24 protein-coding genes are annotated in these 21,805 nt (G+C 72.4%); 14 read left to right on the top strand and 10 right to left on the bottom strand.

All coding sequences use genetic code 11. From position 1 onward, the window contains the following. Window positions 1-19: 19 nt before the first annotated feature. The 4 genes from SD460_RS30640 to SD460_RS30625 form a co-directional block, all read right to left on the bottom strand. Window positions 20-1,294 carry an extracellular solute-binding protein gene (locus SD460_RS30640; protein WP_290055524.1) on the bottom strand — a complete coding sequence of 425 codons (1,275 nt, stop codon included), beginning with the start codon at window positions 1,292-1,294 and terminating at the stop codon, window positions 20-22. 104 nt (window positions 1,295-1,398) lie between these two features. After that, window positions 1,399-2,580, bottom strand: coding sequence for a carbohydrate-binding protein (locus SD460_RS30635; RefSeq protein WP_290055525.1), 1,182 nt, complete (start codon window positions 2,578-2,580; stop codon window positions 1,399-1,401). A 133-nt stretch (window positions 2,581-2,713) separates the two neighbouring features. Further along, the gene (locus SD460_RS30630) at window positions 2,714-3,088 is read right to left on the bottom strand and encodes a VOC family protein (RefSeq protein ID WP_290055526.1); all 375 of its coding nucleotides are present in this window, start codon (window positions 3,086-3,088) and stop codon (window positions 2,714-2,716) included. Next, the gene (locus tag SD460_RS30625; RefSeq protein ID WP_318307092.1) at window positions 3,085-3,819 is read right to left on the bottom strand and encodes an arsenate reductase/protein-tyrosine-phosphatase family protein; all 735 of its coding nucleotides are present in this window, start codon (window positions 3,817-3,819) and stop codon (window positions 3,085-3,087) included. Before SD460_RS30625 ends, SD460_RS30630 begins: the two co-directional genes overlap by 4 nt. A gap of 75 nt (window positions 3,820-3,894) precedes the next feature. Here SD460_RS30625 and SD460_RS30620 point away from each other — a divergent pair, with 75 nt between their 5' ends. The 5 genes from SD460_RS30620 to SD460_RS30600 all read left to right on the top strand — a co-directional run bounded on the left by SD460_RS30620 (window position 3,895) and on the right by SD460_RS30600 (window position 9,261). Further along, entirely contained in the window at window positions 3,895-5,061 is a 1,167-nt protein-coding gene (locus SD460_RS30620; protein WP_318307091.1) for an acyl-CoA dehydrogenase family protein, read from the top strand. Next, window positions 5,058-5,831 (top strand): HTD2 family dehydratase, encoded by a 774-nt coding sequence (locus SD460_RS30615; RefSeq protein WP_318307090.1) that lies wholly within the window; start codon window positions 5,058-5,060, stop codon window positions 5,829-5,831. Before SD460_RS30620 ends, SD460_RS30615 begins: the two co-directional genes overlap by 4 nt. 120 nt (window positions 5,832-5,951) lie before the next feature. Next, window positions 5,952-6,977 carry an amidohydrolase family protein gene (locus SD460_RS30610; RefSeq protein WP_290055529.1) on the top strand — a complete coding sequence of 342 codons (1,026 nt, stop codon included), beginning with the start codon at window positions 5,952-5,954 and terminating at the stop codon, window positions 6,975-6,977. Further along, window positions 6,974-7,888, top strand: a complete 915-nt coding sequence (locus tag SD460_RS30605; protein ID WP_290055530.1) for an amidohydrolase family protein — start codon at window positions 6,974-6,976, stop codon at window positions 7,886-7,888. Before SD460_RS30610 ends, SD460_RS30605 begins: the two co-directional genes overlap by 4 nt. 20 nt (window positions 7,889-7,908) lie before the next feature. Next, complete coding sequence (locus SD460_RS30600) at window positions 7,909-9,261, top strand: MFS transporter (RefSeq protein WP_290055531.1); 1,353 nt, start codon at window positions 7,909-7,911, stop codon at window positions 9,259-9,261. A gap of 13 nt (window positions 9,262-9,274) precedes the next feature. On the opposite strand, the gene SD460_RS30595 is transcribed toward SD460_RS30600, so the two are convergent. The 3 genes from SD460_RS30595 to SD460_RS30585 form a co-directional block, all read right to left on the bottom strand. Further along, entirely contained in the window at window positions 9,275-9,634 is a 360-nt protein-coding gene (locus tag SD460_RS30595; protein ID WP_290055532.1) for a hypothetical protein, read from the bottom strand. Window positions 9,635-9,760: 126 nt separating this feature from the next. After that, a complete protein-coding gene (locus tag SD460_RS30590; protein ID WP_318307089.1) occupies window positions 9,761-11,059 on the bottom strand; it encodes an MFS transporter in 1,299 nt (432 codons plus the stop codon). 85 nt (window positions 11,060-11,144) lie between these two features. Then, window positions 11,145-11,924 carry an NAD(P)-binding domain-containing protein gene (locus SD460_RS30585; RefSeq protein WP_290055534.1) on the bottom strand — a complete coding sequence of 260 codons (780 nt, stop codon included), beginning with the start codon at window positions 11,922-11,924 and terminating at the stop codon, window positions 11,145-11,147. A 78-nt stretch (window positions 11,925-12,002) separates the two neighbouring features. On the opposite strand from SD460_RS30585, the gene SD460_RS30580 reads away from it, so the two are divergent. From SD460_RS30580 to SD460_RS30555, 6 genes are all read left to right on the top strand, one after another. Continuing rightward, complete coding sequence (locus SD460_RS30580) at window positions 12,003-12,677, top strand: GntR family transcriptional regulator (protein WP_290055535.1); 675 nt, start codon at window positions 12,003-12,005, stop codon at window positions 12,675-12,677. 69 nt (window positions 12,678-12,746) lie between these two features. Then, complete coding sequence (locus SD460_RS30575) at window positions 12,747-13,451, top strand: 4-carboxy-4-hydroxy-2-oxoadipate aldolase/oxaloacetate decarboxylase (protein WP_290055536.1); 705 nt, start codon at window positions 12,747-12,749, stop codon at window positions 13,449-13,451. Then, window positions 13,448-14,491 carry a 4-oxalomesaconate tautomerase gene (locus SD460_RS30570; protein ID WP_290055537.1) on the top strand — a complete coding sequence of 348 codons (1,044 nt, stop codon included), beginning with the start codon at window positions 13,448-13,450 and terminating at the stop codon, window positions 14,489-14,491. The genes SD460_RS30575 and SD460_RS30570 overlap by 4 nt, the downstream gene beginning before the upstream one ends. A 10-nt stretch (window positions 14,492-14,501) precedes the next feature. Beyond that, complete coding sequence (locus SD460_RS30565) at window positions 14,502-15,458, top strand: catechol 2,3-dioxygenase (RefSeq protein ID WP_290055538.1); 957 nt, start codon at window positions 14,502-14,504, stop codon at window positions 15,456-15,458. 77 nt (window positions 15,459-15,535) lie between these two features. Beyond that, window positions 15,536-16,753, top strand: coding sequence for an MFS transporter (locus SD460_RS30560; RefSeq protein ID WP_318307088.1), 1,218 nt, complete (start codon window positions 15,536-15,538; stop codon window positions 16,751-16,753). A 325-nt stretch (window positions 16,754-17,078) separates the two neighbouring features. Further along, window positions 17,079-18,356, top strand: a complete 1,278-nt coding sequence (locus SD460_RS30555) for a GGDEF domain-containing protein (protein ID WP_318307087.1) — start codon at window positions 17,079-17,081, stop codon at window positions 18,354-18,356. 1 nt (window position 18,357) lies between these two features. Here SD460_RS30555 and SD460_RS30550 read toward each other — a convergent pair whose 3' ends face one another. After that, window positions 18,358-19,344, bottom strand: a complete 987-nt coding sequence (locus tag SD460_RS30550) for a LacI family DNA-binding transcriptional regulator (protein ID WP_290061892.1) — start codon at window positions 19,342-19,344, stop codon at window positions 18,358-18,360. A 79-nt stretch (window positions 19,345-19,423) separates the two neighbouring features. Here SD460_RS30550 and SD460_RS30545 point away from each other — a divergent pair, with 79 nt between their 5' ends. Together SD460_RS30545 and SD460_RS30540 are read left to right on the top strand one after the other, a co-directional pair. Next, window positions 19,424-20,260, top strand: a complete 837-nt coding sequence (locus SD460_RS30545; protein WP_290061891.1) for a phytanoyl-CoA dioxygenase family protein — start codon at window positions 19,424-19,426, stop codon at window positions 20,258-20,260. A gap of 41 nt (window positions 20,261-20,301) precedes the next feature. After that, on the top strand, window positions 20,302-20,442 hold the full coding sequence (locus SD460_RS30540) for a hypothetical protein (protein ID WP_169734863.1): 141 nt from the start codon (window positions 20,302-20,304) through the stop codon (window positions 20,440-20,442). Between the two features lie 43 nt (window positions 20,443-20,485). Here SD460_RS30540 and SD460_RS30535 read toward each other — a convergent pair whose 3' ends face one another. Next, window positions 20,486-20,611 carry a hypothetical protein gene (locus SD460_RS30535; RefSeq protein ID WP_264086312.1) on the bottom strand — a complete coding sequence of 42 codons (126 nt, stop codon included), beginning with the start codon at window positions 20,609-20,611 and terminating at the stop codon, window positions 20,486-20,488. A 112-nt stretch (window positions 20,612-20,723) separates the two neighbouring features. On the opposite strand from SD460_RS30535, the gene SD460_RS30530 reads away from it, so the two are divergent. Continuing rightward, complete coding sequence (locus tag SD460_RS30530) at window positions 20,724-21,479, top strand: ZIP family metal transporter (RefSeq protein ID WP_290061889.1); 756 nt, start codon at window positions 20,724-20,726, stop codon at window positions 21,477-21,479. Here the strand turns inward: SD460_RS30530 and SD460_RS30525 are convergent. Further along, window positions 21,457-21,792 (bottom strand): hypothetical protein, encoded by a 336-nt coding sequence (locus SD460_RS30525; RefSeq protein WP_290061888.1) that lies wholly within the window; start codon window positions 21,790-21,792, stop codon window positions 21,457-21,459. The two genes, SD460_RS30530 and SD460_RS30525, sit on opposite strands and share 23 nt — an antisense overlap. Between the last annotated feature and the right edge of the window lie 13 nt (window positions 21,793-21,805).

Raw genomic sequence — 21,805 nt, 5'->3', positions numbered from 1 at the left:
AGCCGGGCTGCCCCGCCGGTCAGCGGGCGTTGAGCGCTTCGGTGAGGTGGGCGTCGAAGTCCTTGGCCGCTTGGGCGATCGGCTTGCGCCCGGTCGCGATGTCGGCGAAGAACGTGTTGATCGACTTGTCACTCTCGATGGTCGCCCAGCCGGGTGCGGCCGGTGTCGCGACGCTGGTCTTGGCCGCGGTGGCGAACGCGGCGTTGAGCGGCGGCAGCGACGGCGTGATCCGGTCGATGAGCTCGGTCGAAATCGGGGTCCAGCCGTCGATGCCGACGATCGCGTCGCGCTGCACGGCCGGGTCGGTCGCCGCCTTGACGTAGGCGAGCGCGAGGTCCTGGTTGCGGCTCTTGGCCGCGATCGCCAGGTCGGACCCGCCGAGGAAGACCGGCTGCGTCTGCCCGGGCGTGGCGCTGGGGAAGGGGAACGTGCCGAGGCGGTCCTTGAGCTCCGGCTTGTTCTTGACGACGGTGTTGACGCTGGTGTCGAGGATGGCCGCGGCGCCGCCGGCGGAGAAGACGGCGGCCTGGTCGGGTGCCTTCGTGTCGACGTTGCGGGACGCGGGGGAGGAGTAGGCGTTCTGGAAGTCCTTCCAGGCCTGCAGTCCCTTCTGCGCCTCCGGGCTTTCGAGGGCGCCGGCCCACTTGCCGTCCTGCTGCACGGCGATCCGGCCACCGGCGTCCCAGACGAACTGCAGCGCGCCGAACCAGTACCGGCCGGGGAAGTGGAAGACCGAGTAGTCCGGCGCGGAGTGCTTCGCCTTGATCTTGTCGAGCGCGGCGGTGAGCTCGGCGTACGTCGTGGGCGGCGCGGTGACGCCGGCGTCGGCCCAGACCTGCTTGTCGTAGATCACCGAGCGGTTGCCTGCGAACAGCGGGGCCGCGTAGACGTGATCGTCCACAGTGGCCGGCCCGATCAGGCCGGGCAGCCAGGTCTGCCCGGCGGCGAGCTCGGCGCGGTGCGGGGTGAGGTCGGTCAGCGCGCCGTTGGCGGCGAACAGCGGGACGTTCGTGTTGCCGATCTCGATGACGTCCGGCGTGGTGTCCTGGGCCAGCGCGGTGCTGATCTTGGTGTTGATGTTGTCCCATTCCTGGATCTGGACGGTGACCTTCGCGCCGGTGGCCTTCTCGAACGCGGCGTTGATCGCCGCGGTGGCCTTGTCGCTCAGGTCGCCGTTCATCAGCCAGACGGTCAGGGTGCCCCCGCCGGCGGCGGGAGCGGGGGTGTCGGTGCCACAGGCACTGGCGGCCAGTGCGGCGACGGCCAGTGCGGCGGCGAGGATGCGTCTGCGCATGGGGATTCCCGGAGGCGTGAGGTGGGTGCGGTGCGGGGGTCGTGAGTGTTTAGGAGGGTTAGAACCCGCCTAAACACTCACGACCTGCCGGGGGGAGATGGGGGTCAGCAGTGGCCGAGGTCGGCCCACTGGGCGGTGAGGCCGGGCTCGGAGCCCTGGGTCCACCAGTTCGCCTGCCAGAGGTGGGCGCTGTGCTTCACGCGCTGGCCGCCGAGGTACACCGTGCCCCAGTCCCATTCCGGCGCGCTCGAGCAGTCGGCGGGCTGGGACGGCGTGGTCGGGGTGGTGGGCGTCGTCGGGGTGGTCGGCTTGGTGGTCGTGGTCGCCGGCGGGCTGGTCGGGGTGGTGCAGCCGGTGACGGTGTCCACGTGGGACGTTCCGGAGGTGCGGTACTGCCCGGCCTTCGCGACGGCGTCGGCGGGGGAGACGACCTGGTTGCCGGCGTAGTAGGTCCAGTCCACCTGCTCGGTGTAGACGCTGTTCCCGCTCGTGTGGCCCGCGGTGTCGATGAACCACATGTTGTAGTTGATCGACATCGGCGTGCGCGGGTACACCGGGTTGCCCTGGGCGTCGGTGGTGTGGTCGGCGGTCAGGACGCCGTCGATGTAGTACTTGACGTGCCCGCCGGAGACCTGCGTGACGATGTCGTGCCAGCCGGCCAGGCTGCGGTTCTGCGCGGTGGACGTGCGCAGCCCGTCCCACGTCGGGTTGTTCCAGTAGGTGTACCAGCTGGTCTGGTAGTTGGCCTGCGAGCCGCCCCAGCCGCCGTTGGGCAGGTACTCGGAGAAGTCCAGCTCGCTGTAGAGCGGGTCGCGGTCGTACCGCAGCGGCGAGATCGTGAAGTAGGTTTCGTTGACGTGGTCGCCGTCGGTCCCGCTGTCCGGCGCGTCGGTGAAGCGGACCCGGCTGGCGTACGTGCCTTCGAAGAACCGCAGCTGGTTCTGGTACAGCTCGGCGTGCGTGGTGCCGTTCGCGGAGCCGTCGGTGCTCGCGGTGAGCTGCGCGACCCGCTCGCCGTTGACCGTCGGGAAGCTGACGTTGCTGGTGAGCCAGCGCGCGCCGGGCACCCCGGGGCTGCCGACGTCGTTGCGGGTGGTCCACCCGGCCCCGCTGAAGGCGGAGTCGGTGGGCGAGGCGTAGTGGAAGTCGTCGAAGAGCACACCGCAGTCGGCGGCCGCGGCGGCCGCCGGGCTGGCGCCGGCCCCGCCGGAGAGGATGAGGGCGGTGGCGGCCACGGTGGCGAGGCTGGTGAGGGCTGCGGTGGTGGTCCGGGTGGTACGGGACATGGGTCTCCTCCTGGGATGCCGTCCGCGGGGAGGCCGATTGGTCTAGACGAATCGGGTGGCCAGTACCCTCCTCCTGACCATTGGTCATGTCAAGAAGGCAGCAGAACTTACCTTTGGTAATTTTCGGCTGGCGTCAGTGGGCGGCTTCGAAGAGCTCGACCAGGTTCCCCGCGGGGTCGGCGAGCAGGATCTGCCGCCCGCCCGGCCCGGCGACGACGTCGCCGAGGAACCGCACCCCGGCCTCGTCCAGCCGCCGGATCTCCGCGTCCAGGTCCGGGACCACCAGGTGGATGCGGTTGCGGCCCGCCGCCGACGCGTCCGCCGGGGTGGCGCGGGCACCCGAGCTGGCGGGCCCCGAGAGCAGCAGCCGCAACGGGCCGCGGACGACGTCGGCGAACGCGGGTGCGGCGCTCATCCGCACCGTGAAGCCGAGGTGGGTGGTGTAGAAGGCGATGGCCGCCGGGACGTCGTCGACGATGTACCGGACGCTCGCGAGCTGATCGGTCATGACCGGTCCTCCTTGCCTTGTGCCGCAGCGAGTTCCGGCAGCAGGTGCCGGACGCGCGTGTCGAGCTCGGCCGCGGTGCGCCGGAACGCGCCGGGATCGTGCGCGGCCGCCGGGTCCGGGATGCTCCAGTGCCGCCGGTGCGGGAAGGCCGGGCAGACCTCGCGGGCCTTGTCGCACACCGTGATCACGTGGTCGAACCGCTGCCCGGCGACCGCGTCCAGGTGCCGCGGCCGCTGCCCGGCGAGGTCGATGCCGAACTCCCCGGCCAGCGCCCGGACGGCCTCCGGGTGCAGCGCGGCTTTCGGGTGGGTGCCCGCGCTGGCCGCGGCCACCCGGCCGCCGGTCCGCTGCCGCAGCAGGGCTTCGGCGATGGGGGAGCGGGCGCTGTTGCCGGTGCAGACGAACAGCACGGTGACCCCCGCCGCGGCGGGCGCGGGCTCGCGGAGCAACGCCGGGTGCAGCGCCGCGCCGGTCGCCGTCAGCGCGGCGGAACACCGGTCGAGGTCCAGGTGGTAGTAGCTGTCGCGCCCGTCGAAACTGCTGCGCGTGACCCCGACGAGCCCGCCGTCGCGCAGCAGCCGCAGGTGGTAGGAGACCAGGTTCTGGGGCTGGCCGACGCGCTCCACCAGCTCGCGGACCCGCAGGTCGCGGCCGGCGAGCGCGGTCAGCAGCGACCACCGCAGCGGGTGCGCGGCGAGGCGGACGAACGGCGGTGGCTCCGGTGACGCCATCCCGGCAGATTACATCAAATGAGATTGATGGAACAGTGCGTCATGATGAGGGGCGAGCCGATCGAGAGGAGCGGAATGGACGGGCTGACCGAAGAGGAGACCGCGATCGTCGCGGTGGTGCGCGACTTCGTGGACCGCGACGTCCGGCCGTCCGCGCGGGAACTGGACCACGCCGACACCTACCCCGAAGCGCTCATCGAGCAGATGAAGCGGCTCGGCGTCTTCGGGCTCGCCGTCCCCGAACCGTGGGGTGAGGCGCGGGTGTCCGCGCAGTGCTACGCCGTGATCACCGAGGAACTGGCGCGGGGCTGGATGAGCCTGGCCGGCGCGATGGGCGGGCACACCGTGGTCGCGAAGCTCATCGCCGAGCACGGCACGCGCGCGCAGCAGGACCACTACCTGCCGCGGATGGCCACCGGTGAGGTTCGCGCGACGATGGCGCTGACCGAGCCCGGCGGTGGGTCCGACCTGCAGGCGCTGCGCACCACCGCCCGCCGGGACGGGGACACCTACGTCGTCGACGGCGCCAAGACGTGGATCACCAACGCCCGCCGTTCGCAGCTCGTCGCGTTGCTGTGCAAGACCGATCCGCGCGCCGAACCCGCGCACGCGGGCATCAGCATCCTGCTCGTCGAGCACGGCCCGGGGTTCGAGGTCTCCCGCGACCTGCCGAAACTGGGCTACAAGGGCGTCGAAAGCTGCGAGCTGTCCTTTGTGGACTTCCGGACGCCGTCGGCGTCGCTGCTCGGCGGGGTCGAGGGCAAGGGGTTCGCGCAGATGATGCGGGGCCTGGAGATCGGCCGGATCCAGGTCGCCTCCCGCGCGCTCGGCGTCGGCCGGGCCGCGCTGGAGGATTCCCTGCGCTACGCCCAGGAACGCGAGACGTTCGGCAAGCCGATCTGGCAGCACCAGTCGGTCGGCAACCACCTCGCCGACATGGCCACCAAGCTGGAGGCGGCGCGCCAGCTCGTCCACCACGCCGCCCGGCGCTACGACTCCGGTGCGCGCGCCGACCTCGAAGCCGGCATGGCGAAGCTGTTCGCGTCCGAGACGGCGATGGAGATCGCGCTGGCGGCGGTGCGCATCCACGGCGGCTACGGCTACTCCACGGAGTTCGACGTCGAACGCTACTTCCGGGACGCGCCGCTGATGATCGTCGGCGAGGGCACCAACGAAATCCAGCGCACGGTCATCGCCCGGCAGCTGGTCAAGCGCCACCCGATCGGGGGTGACCGCGCGTGATCACCGAGCGCATCCTCCCCGGGCCCGCCGAGGCGCTCGCCGCGCTGCTCGGCGTCGGCGTTCCCGAGGACGGCGTCCTGCCGCTGCTGTGGCACTGGGTGTACCTGCTCGACCGGCCCGCCCAGGCCGACCTGGGCCCGGACGGGCACCCGGTCCGCGACGGGACGCCACCCGGACGTCGCATGTGGGCCGGCGGCCGGGTGCGCACGACCGGGGAACTCCGCTGGGGTGCGGACGCCACCCGGCACTCGGAAGTCGTGGCGACGCGCGAGAAGCAGGGCCGGTCCGGGCCGCTGACCTTCGTCACGGTCGCCCGCCGGATCCACCAGGCGGGCCGGCTCGTCGTCGACGAGGAGCAGGACCTCGTCTACCGGGGTGCCGGCACCGGGGAGGCACACTCGGCCGGCGGCCCCGAGGTGCTGCCGGCCGCGGGGGAGTGGTCCCTCGACGTGACGCCCACGCTGCTGTTCCGCTTCTCGGCGCTGACGTACAACGCCCACCGCATCCACTACGACCGCGACTACTGCCGCGACGTCGAGGGCTATCCCGGGCTGCTCACCCACGGGCCGCTGCAGGCGGTCGCGATGGCCGAAGCCGCCCGGGCCCGCGGGGTCACCGGGCCGTTGAGCTTCGAGTACCGGCTCGTGGCGCCGCTGTTCGACTTCCAGGGCCTGATCGCCTCGGCCCGGCCGGGCGCGGACGCGACGACCACGGCCGTCCGCGACCGGTCCGGGCGGCGGACGGCCACCGGAACGCTGAGACCGCGGTAAGCCGTCACCCGTGGTTCGGGGTGCTCAGCGCACGGTCACAACCTCGTCGCAGATATTGTAAACAATTTCATCGACGATTAGGGTGCGACCATCAAGCATGCGAAGCGACGAGGACTGACCTTGATCATCGACTGCCACGGCCACTACACCACCGCACCACCCGCGCTCGCGGCGTGGCGCGACCAGCAGATCGCCGCGCTGGACGGCTCGGCCGCCCAGCCCGTGCGGGCCGACCTGCGGATCAGCGACGACGAGCTGCGCGAGACGATCGAGCCGAACCAGCTGAAGCTGATGGACGAACGCGGGATCGACCTGACGATCTTCTCGCCCCGCGCGTCCTTCATGGCCCACCACGTCGGCGGCTTCGAGACGTCGGCGGAGTGGGCCGCGATCTGCAACGAGCTCTGCTACCGCGTCAGCACGCTCTACCCGGACCGGTTCGCGCCCGCGGCGATGCTCCCGCAGTCGCCGGGCGTCGACCCCGCCACCTGCGTTCCGGAGCTGACCCGCTGCGTGGAGGAGTACGGCGCCGTCGCGCTGAACCTCAACCCCGACCCGAGCGGCGGGCACTGGACGGCCCCACCGCTGACCGACCGCTCGTGGTACCCGATCTACGAGAAGATGGCGGAGTACGACATCCCGGCGATGGTGCACGTCTCCACCAGCGTCAACCCGGCGTTCCACACGACCGGCGCGCACTACCTCAACGCCGACACGACCGCGTTCATGCAGCTCGTGCAGGGCGACCTGTTCGCCGACTTCCCGACGCTGAAGCTGATCATCCCGCACGGCGGCGGCGCGGTGCCCTACCACTGGGGCCGGTTCCGCGGCCTCGCGATGGCGCTGGGCAAGCCGGAGCTCGAGGAGCACGTGCTGGGCAACGTCTTCTTCGACACCTGCGTCTACCACCAGCCGGGTTCGGACCTGCTCTTCGACGTCGTCCCGGCCCGCAACATCCTCTTCGCGTCCGAGATGATCGGCGCGGTCCGCAGCGTCGACCCGCGCACCGGGCACCACTTCGACGACACCCGCCGGTACGCCGAGGCCGCGAACCTGCCCGAAGCGGACTGGGCGGCGATCCGGGAGCACAACGCCCGCGCCGTCTACCCGCGCCTGGACGCCCTGCTGAAGGGGCAAGGCCGGTGACCGCGCCGAAGACGCCGGGCTGGCTGGACTGGTACGCGGGTCCGTCCACACCGGACTTCACGCTGCCACCGGGCACCGTGGACGCCCACTGCCACGTTTTCGGCCCGCAGCAGGAGTTCCCGTTCGCGCCCGGGCGCAAGTACACGCCGTGCGACGCGAGCAAGGACCAGCTCTTCGCGCTGCGCGACCACCTCGGGGTCTCCCGGAACGTCATCGTGCAGGCGACCTGCCACGGCGCCGACAACTCCGCGATGCTCGACGCCGTCCGGGCGGCCGGCGGGCGGGCGCGCGGCGTCGCGACCGTCCGTCCTGACATCGGCGAGGCGGAACTGCGGGAGCTCGACGCGGCCGGCGTCCGGGGCGTGCGGTTCAACTTCGTCAAGCGGCTCGTCGACGCCGTGCCCACGGACGACCTCGCCGTGATCGCGAAGAAGATCGCCCCGCTCGGCTGGCACGTCGTGCTGTACTTCGAAGCCGCCGACCTGCCCGATCTCGAACACTTCTTCGGCACGCTGCCCGTGCCGCTGGTGATCGACCACATGGGACGGCCGGACGTCACGAAATCCGCGGAAGGCAAGGACTTCGGCCGCTTCCTGCGCTTCGCCGAGCGCAACGACGTCTGGGTGAAGGTCAGTTGCCCCGAGCGGCTCACCGTGACCGGACCCCCGGCGCTCGACGGCGAACGGCACGCCTACGCCGACGTCGTGCCGTTCGCCCGGCGCGTCGTCGCGGAGTTCCCCGACCGGGTGCTGTGGGGGACCGACTGGCCGCACCCGAACCTCAAGAGCCACATGCCCGACGACGGGCTCCTCGTCGACCACGTGCCGCTGATCGCGGAAACCGCGGAGGCACGGCGGAAGCTGCTCGTCGACAACCCGATGCGCCTCTACTGGCCCGGCGAAACCGCCTGAAACCCCCTGAAGGGCATGCAATGCAGCACGCCAACGCGCTCAACCGGCTGAACCGCCTGCCGATTTCGCGCTTCCACAAGCTCACCCTGATCGCCGTCTCGTTCGCCTACTTCTTCGAGTTCGCGGACATCAACAGCTTCGCCACCACCGCGCCCAAGCTCATCAAGCTGTGGGGCGTGACGGTGAACCAGGTCGCCTACGTGACCTCGCTGTCGTTCGTCGGGATGTTCTTCGGCTCGATCATCGCGAGCACGCTCGCCGACCGCTTCGGCCGCAAGAACGCTCTCATGTGGACGACCGTCTGGTTCGGCGTCTTCTCGTTCGCGGCGGTGTTCTCCTGGGACATCGTGTCGCTGGGCGTGTTCCGCGTCCTGACGTCGGCCGGCCTCTCGGCGATGACCGTCGTCGCGGTCATCTACGTCAACGAGCTCTACCCCGCGGCCAGCCGCGGCAAGTACCAGGCCTACGCGATCGTGATCGGCATCTGCGGCACCCCGGTGACCAACCTGATCGCGAGCCTCGTGGTGCCGCTCGGCGACTGGGAGTGGCGGCTGGTCTACCTGTGGGGCGCGCTCGGCGTCCTGCTGGTGCTGTTCACCCGGCAGCTGAAGGAATCGCCGCGCTGGTACGAAAGCCGGGGCGAACACGCGAAGGCCGACGCGGTGCTGCGCGAGATCGAAGCGCGGGTCGCGGCCGAGAAGGGCCCGCTGCCGGAGCCGGCGCCGCCGATCGAGGAAGCCCCGGTCGCCAAGGCGCCGCTGCGGTTGCTGCTGCGCAAGAAGTACCTGCTGCCGACGCTGCTGCTCACGGTCCTGTGGGTGACGCAGACGATCGGGTTCTTCGGGTATTCGAGCTGGGCGCCGACGTTGCTGGCCAAGGAAGGCTTCAGCGTCGAGAAGTCGGTGTTCTACGTGGCGTTGACGACGGTCGGCGCGCCGCTCGGCTCGTACCTGGCGGCCCTGGTCACCGACCGCTTCGAGCGCAAGTGGTGCCTGGTCGCGTTCGGCGCGATCATCGCGCTGTGCGGGTTGTTCTACGGCCTGACGTTCAACCCGGTCCTGATCGTGGTGTTCGGCTTCCTGGTCAACATGTTCGAGCGCGGCTACACCGCACTCGGCTACGCGTATTCGCCGGAGCTGTTCGACACGCGCGGCCGCTCGCTGGGCACGGGCGTGTCGTACGGCCTCGGCCGGCTGTCGAACGCGGCCGGTCCGCTGATCGTGGCCTCGCTGTACAACAACAGCGGCTACCAGAGCGTGTTCTTCTTCATCGCGGGCACGTGGCTGGTCGGCGCGGTGGTGCTGGCCCTGTTCGGCCCGCGGACCCGCCAGGCCCGGCTCAAGCCGGCCGCCGCCGAGCCCGCTGGGGTCTGACGGGATCTGACGGTCACCGGACCGCCGCGGAAACCGCGCAGAGCGAGGCCCAGGCCACGGCGAACGCGGCGACCTTCTTCCGCGCGGTCCGGTCCGGCAGGGTGGTGCCGAAGACGAGGGCGTCGGCGGCGTCGGAAGCGACGCGTGCGGCGAGGGCGACCTGCAGGGGCCGCCCCGCCGGCGCGAACACCATGGCCAGGCCGATCGCCGCGTCGCGGGCGCCGATCCCGCCGATCAGGGTGCGCACGCCGGAGCTGACCCCGCCGGTCGGCGTGGTGAGTCCGCACGGCTTGGCGAGCACGCGGGGCGCGGCGATGATCGTCGCGCTGTAGGCGGCCGTCAACGCTCCCAGGACGCGGGTCATCGCGGGCATCGGGGTTTCCTTTCACCGGGGTCGGGTCGGGCTACCCGCTGGGGGAACGGGCAAACTCCGCGCGGCCCGCCGGCAGCTCACCCGCTGCGGGCTTCGGGCCCCACGGCGTTCGTCACCCAGCCGGCGTCAGGCGGCCTGTGCGACGAGCGCGGGCCGCCGGACCAGTGCCACCATCGCCGCGCCCAGGAGGCCCGCCACCGCGAAGACGAGGAAGCCCAAAGTGGACAGTCCGCTCGCGACCAGGACGCCGCCGAGCCAGGGGCCGAACACCGCGCCGAGGCGGCCGACGCCGGAGACCCAGCCGAGGGCGGTCGCGCGGCTGTCCGCCGGGTAGTACGCGCCGACCGCCGCGTAGATCAGCGTCTGCGCGCTGAACAGCCACGCGCCCGTCAGGAACACGACGACGTAGGTGACCACCAGCGGCAGGTGCACCGCCAGCAGGCCGACGCCGCCCGCGGTGAGGGCGAACCAGGTGATCGCGACCGGCCGGGCCCCGAACCGGTCGGCGAGCCGGCCGGCGACGAGCATGCCCGCGATGCCGCCCAGGTTGATCACCAGGAGGAAGCTGATCGCGGAACCGAGGTTGTAGCCGCTGCCGCGCATCATGGTCGGCAGCCAGGTGTTGACGCCGTACACCAGCAGCAGGCCGGCGAACGAGGCGATCCAGAACAGGACCGTCGTCAGCCGGACCGACGGCGTGAACAGGCCCCGCAGGCCGCCGCGCCGCTCCTCGGCCGGTTCGGGGGCGAACGCCTGGAGCACGACGCCGTGCCGGTCCGCGATCGCCCGCGCCCGTTCGGTCTTTCCCTTGGCCAGCAAGAACGTCAGCGATTCGGGCAGCAGGAAGGCGATCGCCGGGAGGACCGGGACGAGCAGCAGCGCGCCCAGCCAGTACACCGAACGCCAGCCCAGCGACCCGACCAGCGTCATCCCGAGCGCCCCGGCCAGCGCGCCGCCCGCCTGGTGCGCCGTCATCACCGTGGTGACGGCGAGGTTCCGCCGCCACGCCGGCGCGTACTCCATGACCATCGCGATCGCCGACGGCAGCAGCCCGCCCAGTCCCACGCCGGCGACGAACCGCGCCGCCCCGAACCAGCCCGGCGTCGGAGCGGCGGCGCAGGCCGCGGCGGCCAGCGAGAACACGACGACGCCGGTGATGATGATCTTCCGGCGCCCGATCCGGTCGGTGAGGATGCCGGCCGAGAGCGCGCCGAGCATCATCCCGAACGTCGTCAGGCTGCCGATTTCCCCGCCGGTGACGGGGGTCAGGCCGAAGCCCTTGTCCGCGAGGACGCCCGGCAGGGTCGCGCCGTAGACGAAGAGATCCAGCCCGTCGAGCAGGACCAGGACCCAGCACAACGCGGTCACCCGGAGCGAGAGCCGGACCGTGGCGGCGGTCGAGCCGCCGGTTTCTCGTACGGACATCGTCGTCCCTTTCGTCCCGGGGCCGCGAAGACGTCCGAAAGCTACATCGTGTGAGATATTGAACACAAGACTCACATCAAGATTGTTAACAATCCTGTGAATCAGCTATGTGTCGAAGCTGGTCCCGGGCCGCGGCGGCGACGTCGGCCCGGACGGCCAGGTCCCCGAGCATCTCCGCGGCGGCCGCCATTTCGGCGGTGCGGCGGACGGCGTGCCGGTAGGAGCCGGTGACCAGCCGGTCGACCGTGGCCGGGCCGGCCGCGGTCAGTTCGCCGACGACGATCTCGCGCAGCCAGTCCTCGCAGCCGGCGGCGCGGGCGGCCTGCAGGGCTTCGACGACGGCCGCGGACATGCCCTTGAAGAACACGCTGCGAAGCAGCTTGCGCTCGGCGGCGAGCCCGGCCTCGCCGGGCATCGCCTCGACGTCGGCGCCCAGGCCGTTCAAGGTGGCGGCGACGGTCTCGGCGGCGTTCCCGGTGGTCAGCATGGGGACGCGCAATCCGCGCCCGGGGACCGGGGCCATGATCGCGACGTCGGCGAACGGGACGTCGTGCTCGGCGGCGAGCGCGGCCAGCCGGCGTTTCGCGCCGGGGGAGGCCGTGTTCAAGTCGGCCCAGACCGCGCCCGGGCGCAGGCCGGGGAGGCCGGCGCGAAGGGCGTCGAGCGCCGCCGACGCGCTGTTCACGCTGAGGACGAGAGCGGCTCCTTCGGCCGCTTCGGCCTCGGAGCCGGTCACGGTGACGCCCGCCGCGGCAGTGGGGACGGCCGGGTCGTACGCGCGCACCGCCGCCCCGGCCGCGACCAGGTCACGGGCCAGTTCGCCGCCCGCTTCCCCCAAACCGAGTACCGCGATGGTTCCGGTCATAGCAGAATCCTCCTCGCCAGCTACGATCGAGTACACGATGTGCTCGACAAAATTGTCAACAAAATCGGAGTCGAGGGTATGACCGAGAGTGCTGCGGACCGGCGGCCGGGGGAGCGTTCGGTGGTGGCCGCCATCCGGGACGCGATCGTCCGCGGCGAGTTCGTGCCCAACCAGCGGCTGGTCGAGGCGGACCTGTCCGCCCAGTTCGCCGCGAGCCGCGCCACCGTGCGGGCCGCGCTGATCGAGCTGACCAACGAAGGGCTCGTCGAACGCGTGCAGAACCGCGGGGCCCGGGTGCGCGCGGTCTCGCTGGAGGAGGCCGTCGAGATCTCCGAGGTCCGGATGATGCTCGAATCGCTGTGCGCGGCCAAGGCGGCCGAACGCGTTTCCGACGCCGAGGTCGGCGAGCTGCGCGAACTCGGCGAGCTCATGCAGCAGGCCGTCGCGAGCGGGGACGTCGTCGGGTACTCCGGCCTCAACCAGCGGCTGCACCGGCGGGTCCGCGAGATCAGCGGGCAGCGGACCGCCGCGCAGGTGCTCGAACGGCTGCGCGGGCAGAGCGTCCGCCACCAGTTCCGGCTGGCGATGCGGCCCGGCCGGCCGCAGGTCTCGCTGCCGGAGCACCTCGCGATCATCGACGCCATCTGCGCGCATCACCCCGAGCGGGCCGCCGAAGCCGCCCGGGTGCACCTCGGCAGCGTGATCGAGGCGCTCAAGGCGGCCGACGCGGAGGTCTCCCCGCTCCACCCCTGAACAGAACACTGAACAGAACGTCGCCAAGATTGTTGACAATCTTGGCGACGGAACCGTACGGTGACCGTCATGAAGCCCGTCATCGTCACCGACCCGCCGCGCGCCGATCTCGAGCAGGTGACGCGCCTGGCCGACTACGGCGTCGCCACCGTGCACGAGGCCCTCGGCCGCTCCGGGCTGCTCGGGCCCGGCCTGCGGCCCATCCAGGACGGCGCGCGCGTCGGCGGCACCGCCGTCACCGCGCTCTGCTGGCCCGGGGACAACCTGATGATCCACGCGGCCATCGAGCAGTGCCGCGAAGGCGACATCCTCGTGGTCACCACGACTTCGCCTTGCCTGGACGGGCTCTTCGGGGAACTCTTCGCGACCGCCTTGCGCCACCGCGGGGTGCGCGGCCTGGTCACCACCACCGGCGTCCGCGACGTCACCGACCTGCGCGCGCTCGGCTTCCCGGTGTGGTCGGCCGCGATCAGCGCGCAGGGCACGGTCAAGGCGACCGCCGGCGCGGTGAACGTCCCGGTCGCCATCGGCGGCCAGCTGATCCGCCCCGGTGACGCGATCCTGGCCGACGACGACGGCGTCATGCGCGTCCGCCGCGAAGACGTCCAAACCGGACTGGACGCCGCACAGGCGCGCCTGGAAAAGGAAGCCGCCGCCCGGGAGGCCTTCGCCACCGGCCAGCTCGGCCTGGACCGCTACGGGCTGCGCGAAAAACTCGAAGCGCTCGGCGTCCGGTACCTGACCGCCGGGGAGTACGAGAAGGAGCAGGCATGACCGGCGTGCGCTGCATGCTCATGCGCGGCGGGACGTCGAAGGGCGCGTACTTCCTCGCCGACGACCTGCCCGCCGACCCCGCGGACCGCGACGACCTGCTGCTGCGGATCATGGGTACCCCCGACCCACGCCAGATCGACGGCCTCGGCGGTGCCCAGCCGGTCACCAGCAAGGTCGCGATCGTGTCCCGGGCGGACGGGCCGGACCACGACGTCGACTACCTGTTCCTGCAGCTCGGTGTCGAAGAAGCGACCGTCTCCGACCGGCAGACGTGCGGCAACCTGCTGGCCGGGGTCGGCCAGTTCGCCGTCGAACGCGGTCTCGTGGCGGCCGGCGCCGAACGCACCACCGTTCGCGTGCGGCTGCTCAACACCGGCACGATCGCCGTCTCGACGTTCGCCACCCCCGGCGGCGAAGTCGATTACCGCGGCGGCACGGCGATCTCCGGCGTGCCCGGCACGGCGGCCCCGGTCGAACTGGACTTCACCGAAACCGAAGGGTCGATCTGCGGCAGCCTGCTGCCCACCGGCCACGTCCGCGATGACATCGGCGGCATCGCGGTGTCCTGTGTGGACAACGGGATGCCGGTCGTCGTCGCGCGCGCCGAAGACCTCGGCATCACCGGGTACGAGCCGGTCGAGGACCTCGACGGCGCCGAGCTCGCCGGCCGGATCGACGCCCTGCGCGTCGAAGCCGGGAAGCTGATGGGCCTCGGCGACGTCCGCGGCAGCTCGGTCCCGAAGACCACGCTGGTCGCCGCGCCCCGCGACGGCGGTGCCGTCTGCACCCGGACGTTCATCCCGGTCAAGCCGCACCCGTCGATCGGCGTGCTCGGCGGCGTCAGCGTCGTCACGGCGCTGCTGCTCGACGGCGCCGTCGGCCACGAGCTGCTCGAAGCCGGCGGCGGACCCGTCGAGATCGAGCACCCGAGCGGCAAGCTGGCCGTGGCGATCGAGTTCGACGGGGCCCGGGTCCGCCGCTCGACCGTGATCCGGACCGCGCGGAAGTTGTTCGACGGCACCGTTTTCCCCCGTTCCTGAGGAGCCAGCCATGCCCGACCCCTCGCCGCGCCACGAGATCGCGCACCTGGGACACGTCGAACTGCGCACGCCGGAGCCGGAGAAGAGCCTCGACTTCTTCGTCCGCGTGCTCGGCCTGACCGAGAACGGCACCGACGGCGACTCGGTCTACCTGCGCACCTGGGACGACTACGAGCACCACAGCCTGAAGCTCACCGCCGCGAAGACGTCCGGGGTCGGGCGGACGGCGCTGCGCGCGTCGAGCCGCGAAGCCCTCGACCGCCGGGTGGCCGCGCTCGAGGAGCGCGGGCTCGGCGTCGGCTGGGTCGACGGCGACACCGGGATCGGCCCGACGTACCTGTTCCGCGACCCGGACGGCCACGAACTCGAGCTGTACTGGGAAACCGAGCGCTACGCGCCACCGGAGCACCTGCGGCCCGCGCTCAAGAACCAGGCGCAGGCCTACCCCGGGCGCGGGGTCGGCGTCCGCCGCCTCGACCACGTCAACTACCTGGCCCGGGAAGCGGAAGCCAACGGGCGTTTCGTCTGCGACGCGCTCGGCGGCCGCGTCACCGAACAGATCCAGCTCGACAGCGGCGTGATTTCGGGGCAGTGGACGCACTTCGCGCAGAAGTCCTACGACCTCGTCTACACCAACGACCGGACCGGTTCGAGCGGGCGCCTGCACCACATCGCCTTCGCGACCGACACCCGCGAAGACATCCTGCGCGCGGCGGACATCGCCCTCGAAAACGGCGTCCACATCGAGACCGGGCCGCACAAACACGCGATCCAGCAGACGTTCTTCCTCTACGTCTACGAACCGGGCGGCAACCGCGTCGAGCTGTGCAACCCCACCGGGCGGCTGATCTTCGCACCGGACTGGGAGCCGATCACCTGGACCGAGGCCGAGCGGGCCAAGGGACAGGCGTGGGGGCTGAAGACGATCGAATCCTTCCACACCCATGGCACCCCGCCGGTCGCGTAGTGGTGGACCGCGGCTCCGGGCAGGCACTACGCTGAGCGCTTCAGGCGGCGCTCTCCGTGACAGCCTGGGGGGTGGGGATGGCCGGAACGTGGTCGGCGTTCGCGGTGCGCGGGTTCCGGGTCGTGTGGTTCGCCGGCCTGCTCTCGGTGGCCGGCGACCAGCTGGCGCGCGTCGCGCTGTCGATCCTCGTGTTCCAGCGCACCGGATCGGCGGCGCTGAGCGCGGCGACGTACGCGCTGTCGATGCTGCCCGCGCTCGTCTCGGGCGCGCTGCTTTCGTGGCTGGCCGACCGGTTCCCCCGGCGCCGGGTCATGGTGACGTGCGACGTCGTGCGGGCGGCGCTCGTGGCGGTGATGGCCCTGCCCACGGCTCCGCTGCCGTTGATGGCGGCGCTGCTGGTGCTCGTCCAGCTCGCCGAAGCGCCGTTCTCGGCGGCGCAGGGCGCGGTGCTGCCGGAGCTGCTGGGCACCCGCTACGAAGCCGGCCAAGCGGTGCAGCAGGTCACCACGCAGCTGTGCTTGGTGCTGGGGTTCGCGGCGGCCGCGTTCGTGGTGACCGGCGTCGGCGCGCACACCGCGCTGGCGATCGACGCCGCCACCTTCGCCGTCTCGGCGGTGCTGATCCGCACCGGCCTCGGCGTCCACCCGCCGGCCGGTGGCCGGACCCCGGGCGGGACGTCGTGGTGGCGGCAGGTCGCCGCGGGCGCGGTCGCCGTCCGCCGCGACCGGACGCTCGCGACGCTGGTCTGGCTGGGCTGGCTGGCGTTGTTCACTGTCGTCCCCGAAGGGCTCGCGGTGCCGTTCGCCAGGGAAGTCGGCGCGGGTGGCGGCTGGATCGGGGTGCTCCTCGCGGCGGAACCGGCGGGCGCGGTCGCCGGCGCGCTGCTGCTGCGGCTGGTCGCGCGGCGGGTGCGGGTGCGCGCGCTGGGCGTGCTCGCGGTCGGGACGTCGGCGCCGCTCGTGGCCTACTGGGCCCAGCCCGCGCTGAGCACGGCGCTGGCGCTGCTGTTCCTGTCCGGGGTGTGCTCGGCGTACCAGGTCACCGCGGGGGCGACGTTCGTCCAGCTGTCGCCGCCGCCGCTGCGGGGACGGGCCCTCGGCTTCGCGCGGACCGGGCTGATCGCCGGGCAGGGGCTCGGGATCGTGCTCGGCGGGGTGCTCGCGCAGCTGGCCGGGGCGGCCACGGCGATCGCCGTGGCGGGCACCGCGGGAGCGCTGGTCGCGCTCGCCGCGGCCGCCGCGTGGTCACGACGGCGGCCGGACGTGGTCTCGGCCGCCCTGCCCGCCGAAGCCTGACGCGGGTTCACCAGCCTTTGTCGCTCATCGCCTGCTCCTTGTCGGTGGCCGGGGGTGGGGGGACGGGGGTTCACCAGCCTTTGTCGCTCATCGCGCGCTCCTCTTCTCGATGCCCGGCGGAACGGGGTCGGACGCGGGGGTTCACCAGCCCTTGTCGCTCATCGGCTCGCCTTTCCGTGCGGTTCGTCCGGTCTCGGATACTCCGAATCGTCCCAGCCGCCCGGTCGGGTCGCGCCGCGGGGAAACGGCTGACACCCGACCGCAACGCGACTACCCTGGGCGAGCAGGTGTTCACCGGCGCGGAGCCGGGCGGGGAGGCGCTGCGATGAGCGGAGGCACGAGCGTTCCAGGGGGCTGGGCACCACCGCGGTGGAAGCTGTGGTCGTTGCCCGGGCGGGTGCGGTTCTTCGTACTGGCGGTCGATCTGGCGGCGCTGGCCGTCCTGGTGCTGGCGGCGCGGACGGCGCCGACACCCCAGGAGTGGGCGACGGCGGGCTGGCTGGCCGCGGCCGCGTTGCCGCACCTGCACGCTTCACACCTGATCGAGCAGCGGCGCCGTGACCGCACCGGCTCGCCGTACGTCGACCTCTGCAGCGTCTGGATCTTCGCCGGGGTGCTCGCCCTGCCGCTGGTCCTCGAGCTCGCGCTGGTCGCGGTGATCTACGGCCACCGCTGGCTGCTGGTCAACCGGTTCGACCCGGTCCGCCCGCCGCACCGCACGGTGTTCACCGCCGCCACGCTCGCGCTGGCCGCGGCCGCGGCGGCCGCCGTGCTGCGGCTGACCGGCGCGCACGAGCACCTCGCCCACCTCGGCGACGGCGCCCGGCCCGGCTGGGCGGACCTCGCCGCCGTGGTCGCCGCGGGCGCCGTGCAGTGGACGGTCAACACCGCGCTCGTCGGCGCGGTCATCGCGTGGACGGTCACCGTCGAGCACCCCCGGCGGCTGCTGGGCAGCGCCTCGGACAACCTCCTGGAGGTCAGCCAGCTGGCACTCGGCGTGTTCGTCGCGCTCGCCCTGTTGTGGTGGCCGCCCGCGGCGCTGCTGATGATCATCCCGACGTTCGCGCTGCACCAGTGCGTCCAGCTCGACCAGCTCAAGCTCGCCGCGCGCACCGACCAGCGCACCGGGCTGCTCAACGCGATCGCGTGGCACCAGCAGGCCGAGCGGGCGCTCCAGCGCGCCCGCACCACCGGCGGCCGGACCGGCGTGCTGATGATCGACCTCGACTGGTTCAAGCGCATCAACGACACCCACGGCCACCCGGTCGGCGACGACGTCCTCGCCGAGGTCGCGACCGTGCTGGCGAAGACCGTCCGGCGCGGGGACACGGTCGGGCGCTACGGCGGGGAAGAGTTCGCCGTCCTGCTGCCCGACGTCGACGAAGCCGAGGTCCGGGCGGTCGCCGAGCGGATCCGCGTCCGGATCCGGGCGCTGCGCATCACCACGCCCGCCGGCGAACCGGTCGCGCTGTCGGCGACCATCGGCGCGGCCCTGCACCCGGCGGAGCCCGAAGCGGGCCTGGACGAGGTCATCCGCGCGGCCGACGAAGCCCTGTACGCGGGCAAGAAGGCGGGCCGGGACCGGGTGGCGCTCGCGCTGTAGCTCAGCTGGTGCCGCGGACCACCAGCCGGTGCGGCGCGACGATCGAGCGGGGGCCGGCCGGGGGCTGGGTCAGGCGGTCCAGCGCAAGTTCCGCGATGCGGTCCTTGTCCGGGGAGACCGTCGTGAGCGCGGGGACGCTGTAGCGGCCGTCTTCGATGTCGTCGAAACCCACCAGAGCCAGCTCGCCGGGGACAGTGACGCCGCGGTCGGCGGCGGCGCGCAGCGCGCCCAGGGCCAGCTCGTCGGTGAAGCAGAAGACCGCGTCGGGCGGTTCGGGCAGCTCCAGCAGGGCGAGCATCGCGGCGTGGCCGTCGGCGCGGTGCAGGCGCCGGACCGCGACTTCCAGCTCCGGGGCGGCGGGCAACCCCGCGTCGGCCAGTGCCCGCCGGTAGCCGGTGAGGCGCTGCCGGGCCGTCGCGTTCAGCGAACGCGGCTGGATGCCCAGCGCCGCGACCCGGCGGCGGCCGGCGGCCAGCAGGTGGGCGGTGGCTTCGCGGGCCGCCTCGACGTTGTCGATCGCGACGTGGTCGACGCCCCCGGTGCCGTCGTGCTCGCCGAGCAGCACCAGCGGGACCGGGTCGGTGCGCGCGGCCAGCTCGGCGGGCGCCACCGCCCACGGGCTGAACAGGACGCCGTCGACCAGCTGGCTGCGCTGCCCGTGCAGCAGCTGCTTCTCGCGCTCGGCGTCGCCGTCGGTCTGGTCGATGAGCACGGTCAGGCCGCGGGCTTCGGCGATGCGCACGGTCCGCGCGGCGAGCTCGGCGAAGTACGGCGAGTCGATCTCGGGGATCACCAGCGCGATCAGCCCGGTCCGGCCGCGCCGCAGCGTCCGGGCGGCCAGGTTGGGCCGGTAGCCGAGCGCGTCGATGCTCGCCTGCACCCGCTCGCGGGTCGCCGGGGCCACGTACCGGAACCCGTTGACCACGTTGGACACCGTCCGCACGGACACACCGGCGTGTTCGGCCACGTCACGCAGTTTCGGGTTCACCCGGGGAGCGTACCTCTTGCAACGTGGCATGCCACGTTGCAAACTGAGGTGCCACGCCGTCGTGCCCCAGGAGGACCGGATGTCCGCTCCCACTTCGCTGCCCGCCGCCGACCTCGAGACGCTCACCGAGCGCCTCGTCCGGGACGGCATCATCGGCCTGCCGCAGGCCTTCACCCGCGACTGGGTCGAGCGCCTCGGCGAAGACATCGACGCGGCGTTCACCGAGGCCCGCGCCCGGCCGGGCGGCGCCGTCGGCCGCGGGCCGAACCGCTTCTACGTCGAGATCCACCCGGAGCAGCTGCGCGGGTTCGCCGACCTGGTGAGCCACCCGTGGCTCACGGCCGTCGCCGAAGCGGTGCTGGGGCCGGACTACCGGATCGTCGAGGTCGGCTTCGACGTCCCGCTGGCCGGCGCGGTCGACCAGCCGTGGCACCGGGACTTCCCGATGCCGGAAGAAACCGCGCGGCACCGCAGGCTGACATCGCTGGCGATCAACGTGACCGCGGTCGACACCGAGCCGGACATGGGCCCGTTCGAAATCGCGCCCGGCACGCACTGGGACGACGGCGAGGCCTTCGATCACGGCATGTTCCCGCCGCGCACGGCCTACCCGCGTTACCGGGAGCTCGCGGCCCGCAAGTTCCCGCGGATGGGCGACGTCTCGGTCCGCTCGGCGCTGACGATCCACCGCGGCACGGCGAACCACTCGGCCAAGTCCCGCCCGGTGCTCGTGCTCGGCCTCGACGCGCCGGGCGCGGGCAACGACGCCCGCCACGACACCGCCGTGACCCGCGAGTTCTGGGCGTCGCTGCCGGAATCCGTGCGCGCGCACCTGGACTGCCCGATCGTCGACGTGCTGCGGCCGATCACCCAGAAGCACACGATCGAAGGGCTGGTGATGGGCGACGCGGGCTAGCGCCGAGGTTTGCCGCGCCCGGACGGGGGCATCACTTCGCCATGGCTGATGCGGGAATCACCGAAATGACGGGCCGGGCCGGGGTCGTCGCGGGGCTGCGACGCGTACTGCTGGCGTTCGGGGTGGGCGGCGCGCTGGCGTGCCTCGCCTGGATGGCGTTGTGGCTGGCCATGCACTTGTAGGGGTTTCCGGCGCCGGCCGGGTGTGCCCGGCCGGCGCCGGGTCTCACTGGCAGGCTTCGCAGTCCGGGTCGTCGATCCGGCAGGCGGCACCGTCGGTGAGCTCGAAGTCGAAGTCGTCCAGCGCGGGCACGGCCGGCGCGGTGACTTCTTCCGGGGTGGTGGTGGACATGGTGCTCCCTCGGGGTCGAACGGGTTCTCTCCGGGTGTAGCGCCGAAGATCCACGGGCATTCCGTGACCCGCGCCACAGTCGACATATCGGCCGCCGGTGGAAGGGGTTCTCGTGCCGCAATGGGCGGAGGCCGGGCTGTGGGGCCTGCTCGGCGGGGCCGCGCTCGTGCTCGGCGCCGCGGTCGCGTGGTGGGTGCGCGTGCCGCAGCGGGTGGTCGCCGGGGTGATGGCCTTCGGGGCCGGGGTGCTGATCTCCGCGCTGGCCTTCGACCTCGTGGACGAAGCGCAGCGGACCGGCGGCCTCGCGCCGACCGCGGGTGGCTTCCTTGCCGGTGCGGCCGGGTACGTGGGGATCAACGTGCTGCTGGCCCGGCGGGGTGCCCGCCACCGCAAGCGTTCCGATGACCGGCAACCGTCCGAACAGGACACCGCGGGCAGCGGGGCCGCCATCGCCGTCGGCGCGCTGCTCGACGGCGTGCCGGAGTCCGTGGTGCTGGGGGTGTCGCTGCTCGGCGGGGGAGGAGTCGGCCTGGCGGTGCTCGCGGCCGTGTTCATCTCGAACGTCCCGGAAGGGCTGTCCAGCGCGGCGGGCATGAAGAACGCCGGGCGCGGCGCCCGGTACGTCTTCGGGGTGTGGGGCGGCATCGCCGTCGCCAGCGGGGCCGCCGCCCTCTTCGGCAACCTGCTGCTGCGGACGGCTTCCCCCGCGACCGTCGCCGCGATCACGGCGGTGGCCGCGGGGGCGATCCTGGCGATGATCGCCGACACCATGATCCCCGAAGCGTTCGAACGCACCGAGCTCTACACCGGTCTGCTCGCCACGCTCGGTTTCCTCACGGCGTTCCTCATCGGCCACGCCGGCGGCTGACCACGGCGGCGACCGCCACCGCGATCCCGGCCGCGGCGAACACCCCCGTGGCGACCGGGCTCAGGAACTTCGACAGGCTGGGCGCGCTGCTCGGCCCCAGCAGCCAGGTCCCGACCAGGGCGGCGTAGACCGCGGCGAGCCCTGAAGCCCACCAGCGCAGCGGACTTCTCGCCCGCAGCGCTCCCGCCAGGACGACGGCGATGGGGATCGCGGACAGGAACGCGAACTGGCCGAGGATCAGCACGGGGACGGCCCCGGCCGCGACGAGCGTGGTGGTCGAGGTGCGGCGGGCGGGAGCTGCGGTGGTGGTCATCGTGGTCTCCTCG

This window comes from Amycolatopsis solani (genome assembly GCF_033441515.1).
Classification (GTDB): domain Bacteria; phylum Actinomycetota; class Actinomycetes; order Mycobacteriales; family Pseudonocardiaceae; genus Amycolatopsis; species Amycolatopsis solani.
This window is presented reverse-complemented; position numbering and strand designations above follow the sequence as displayed.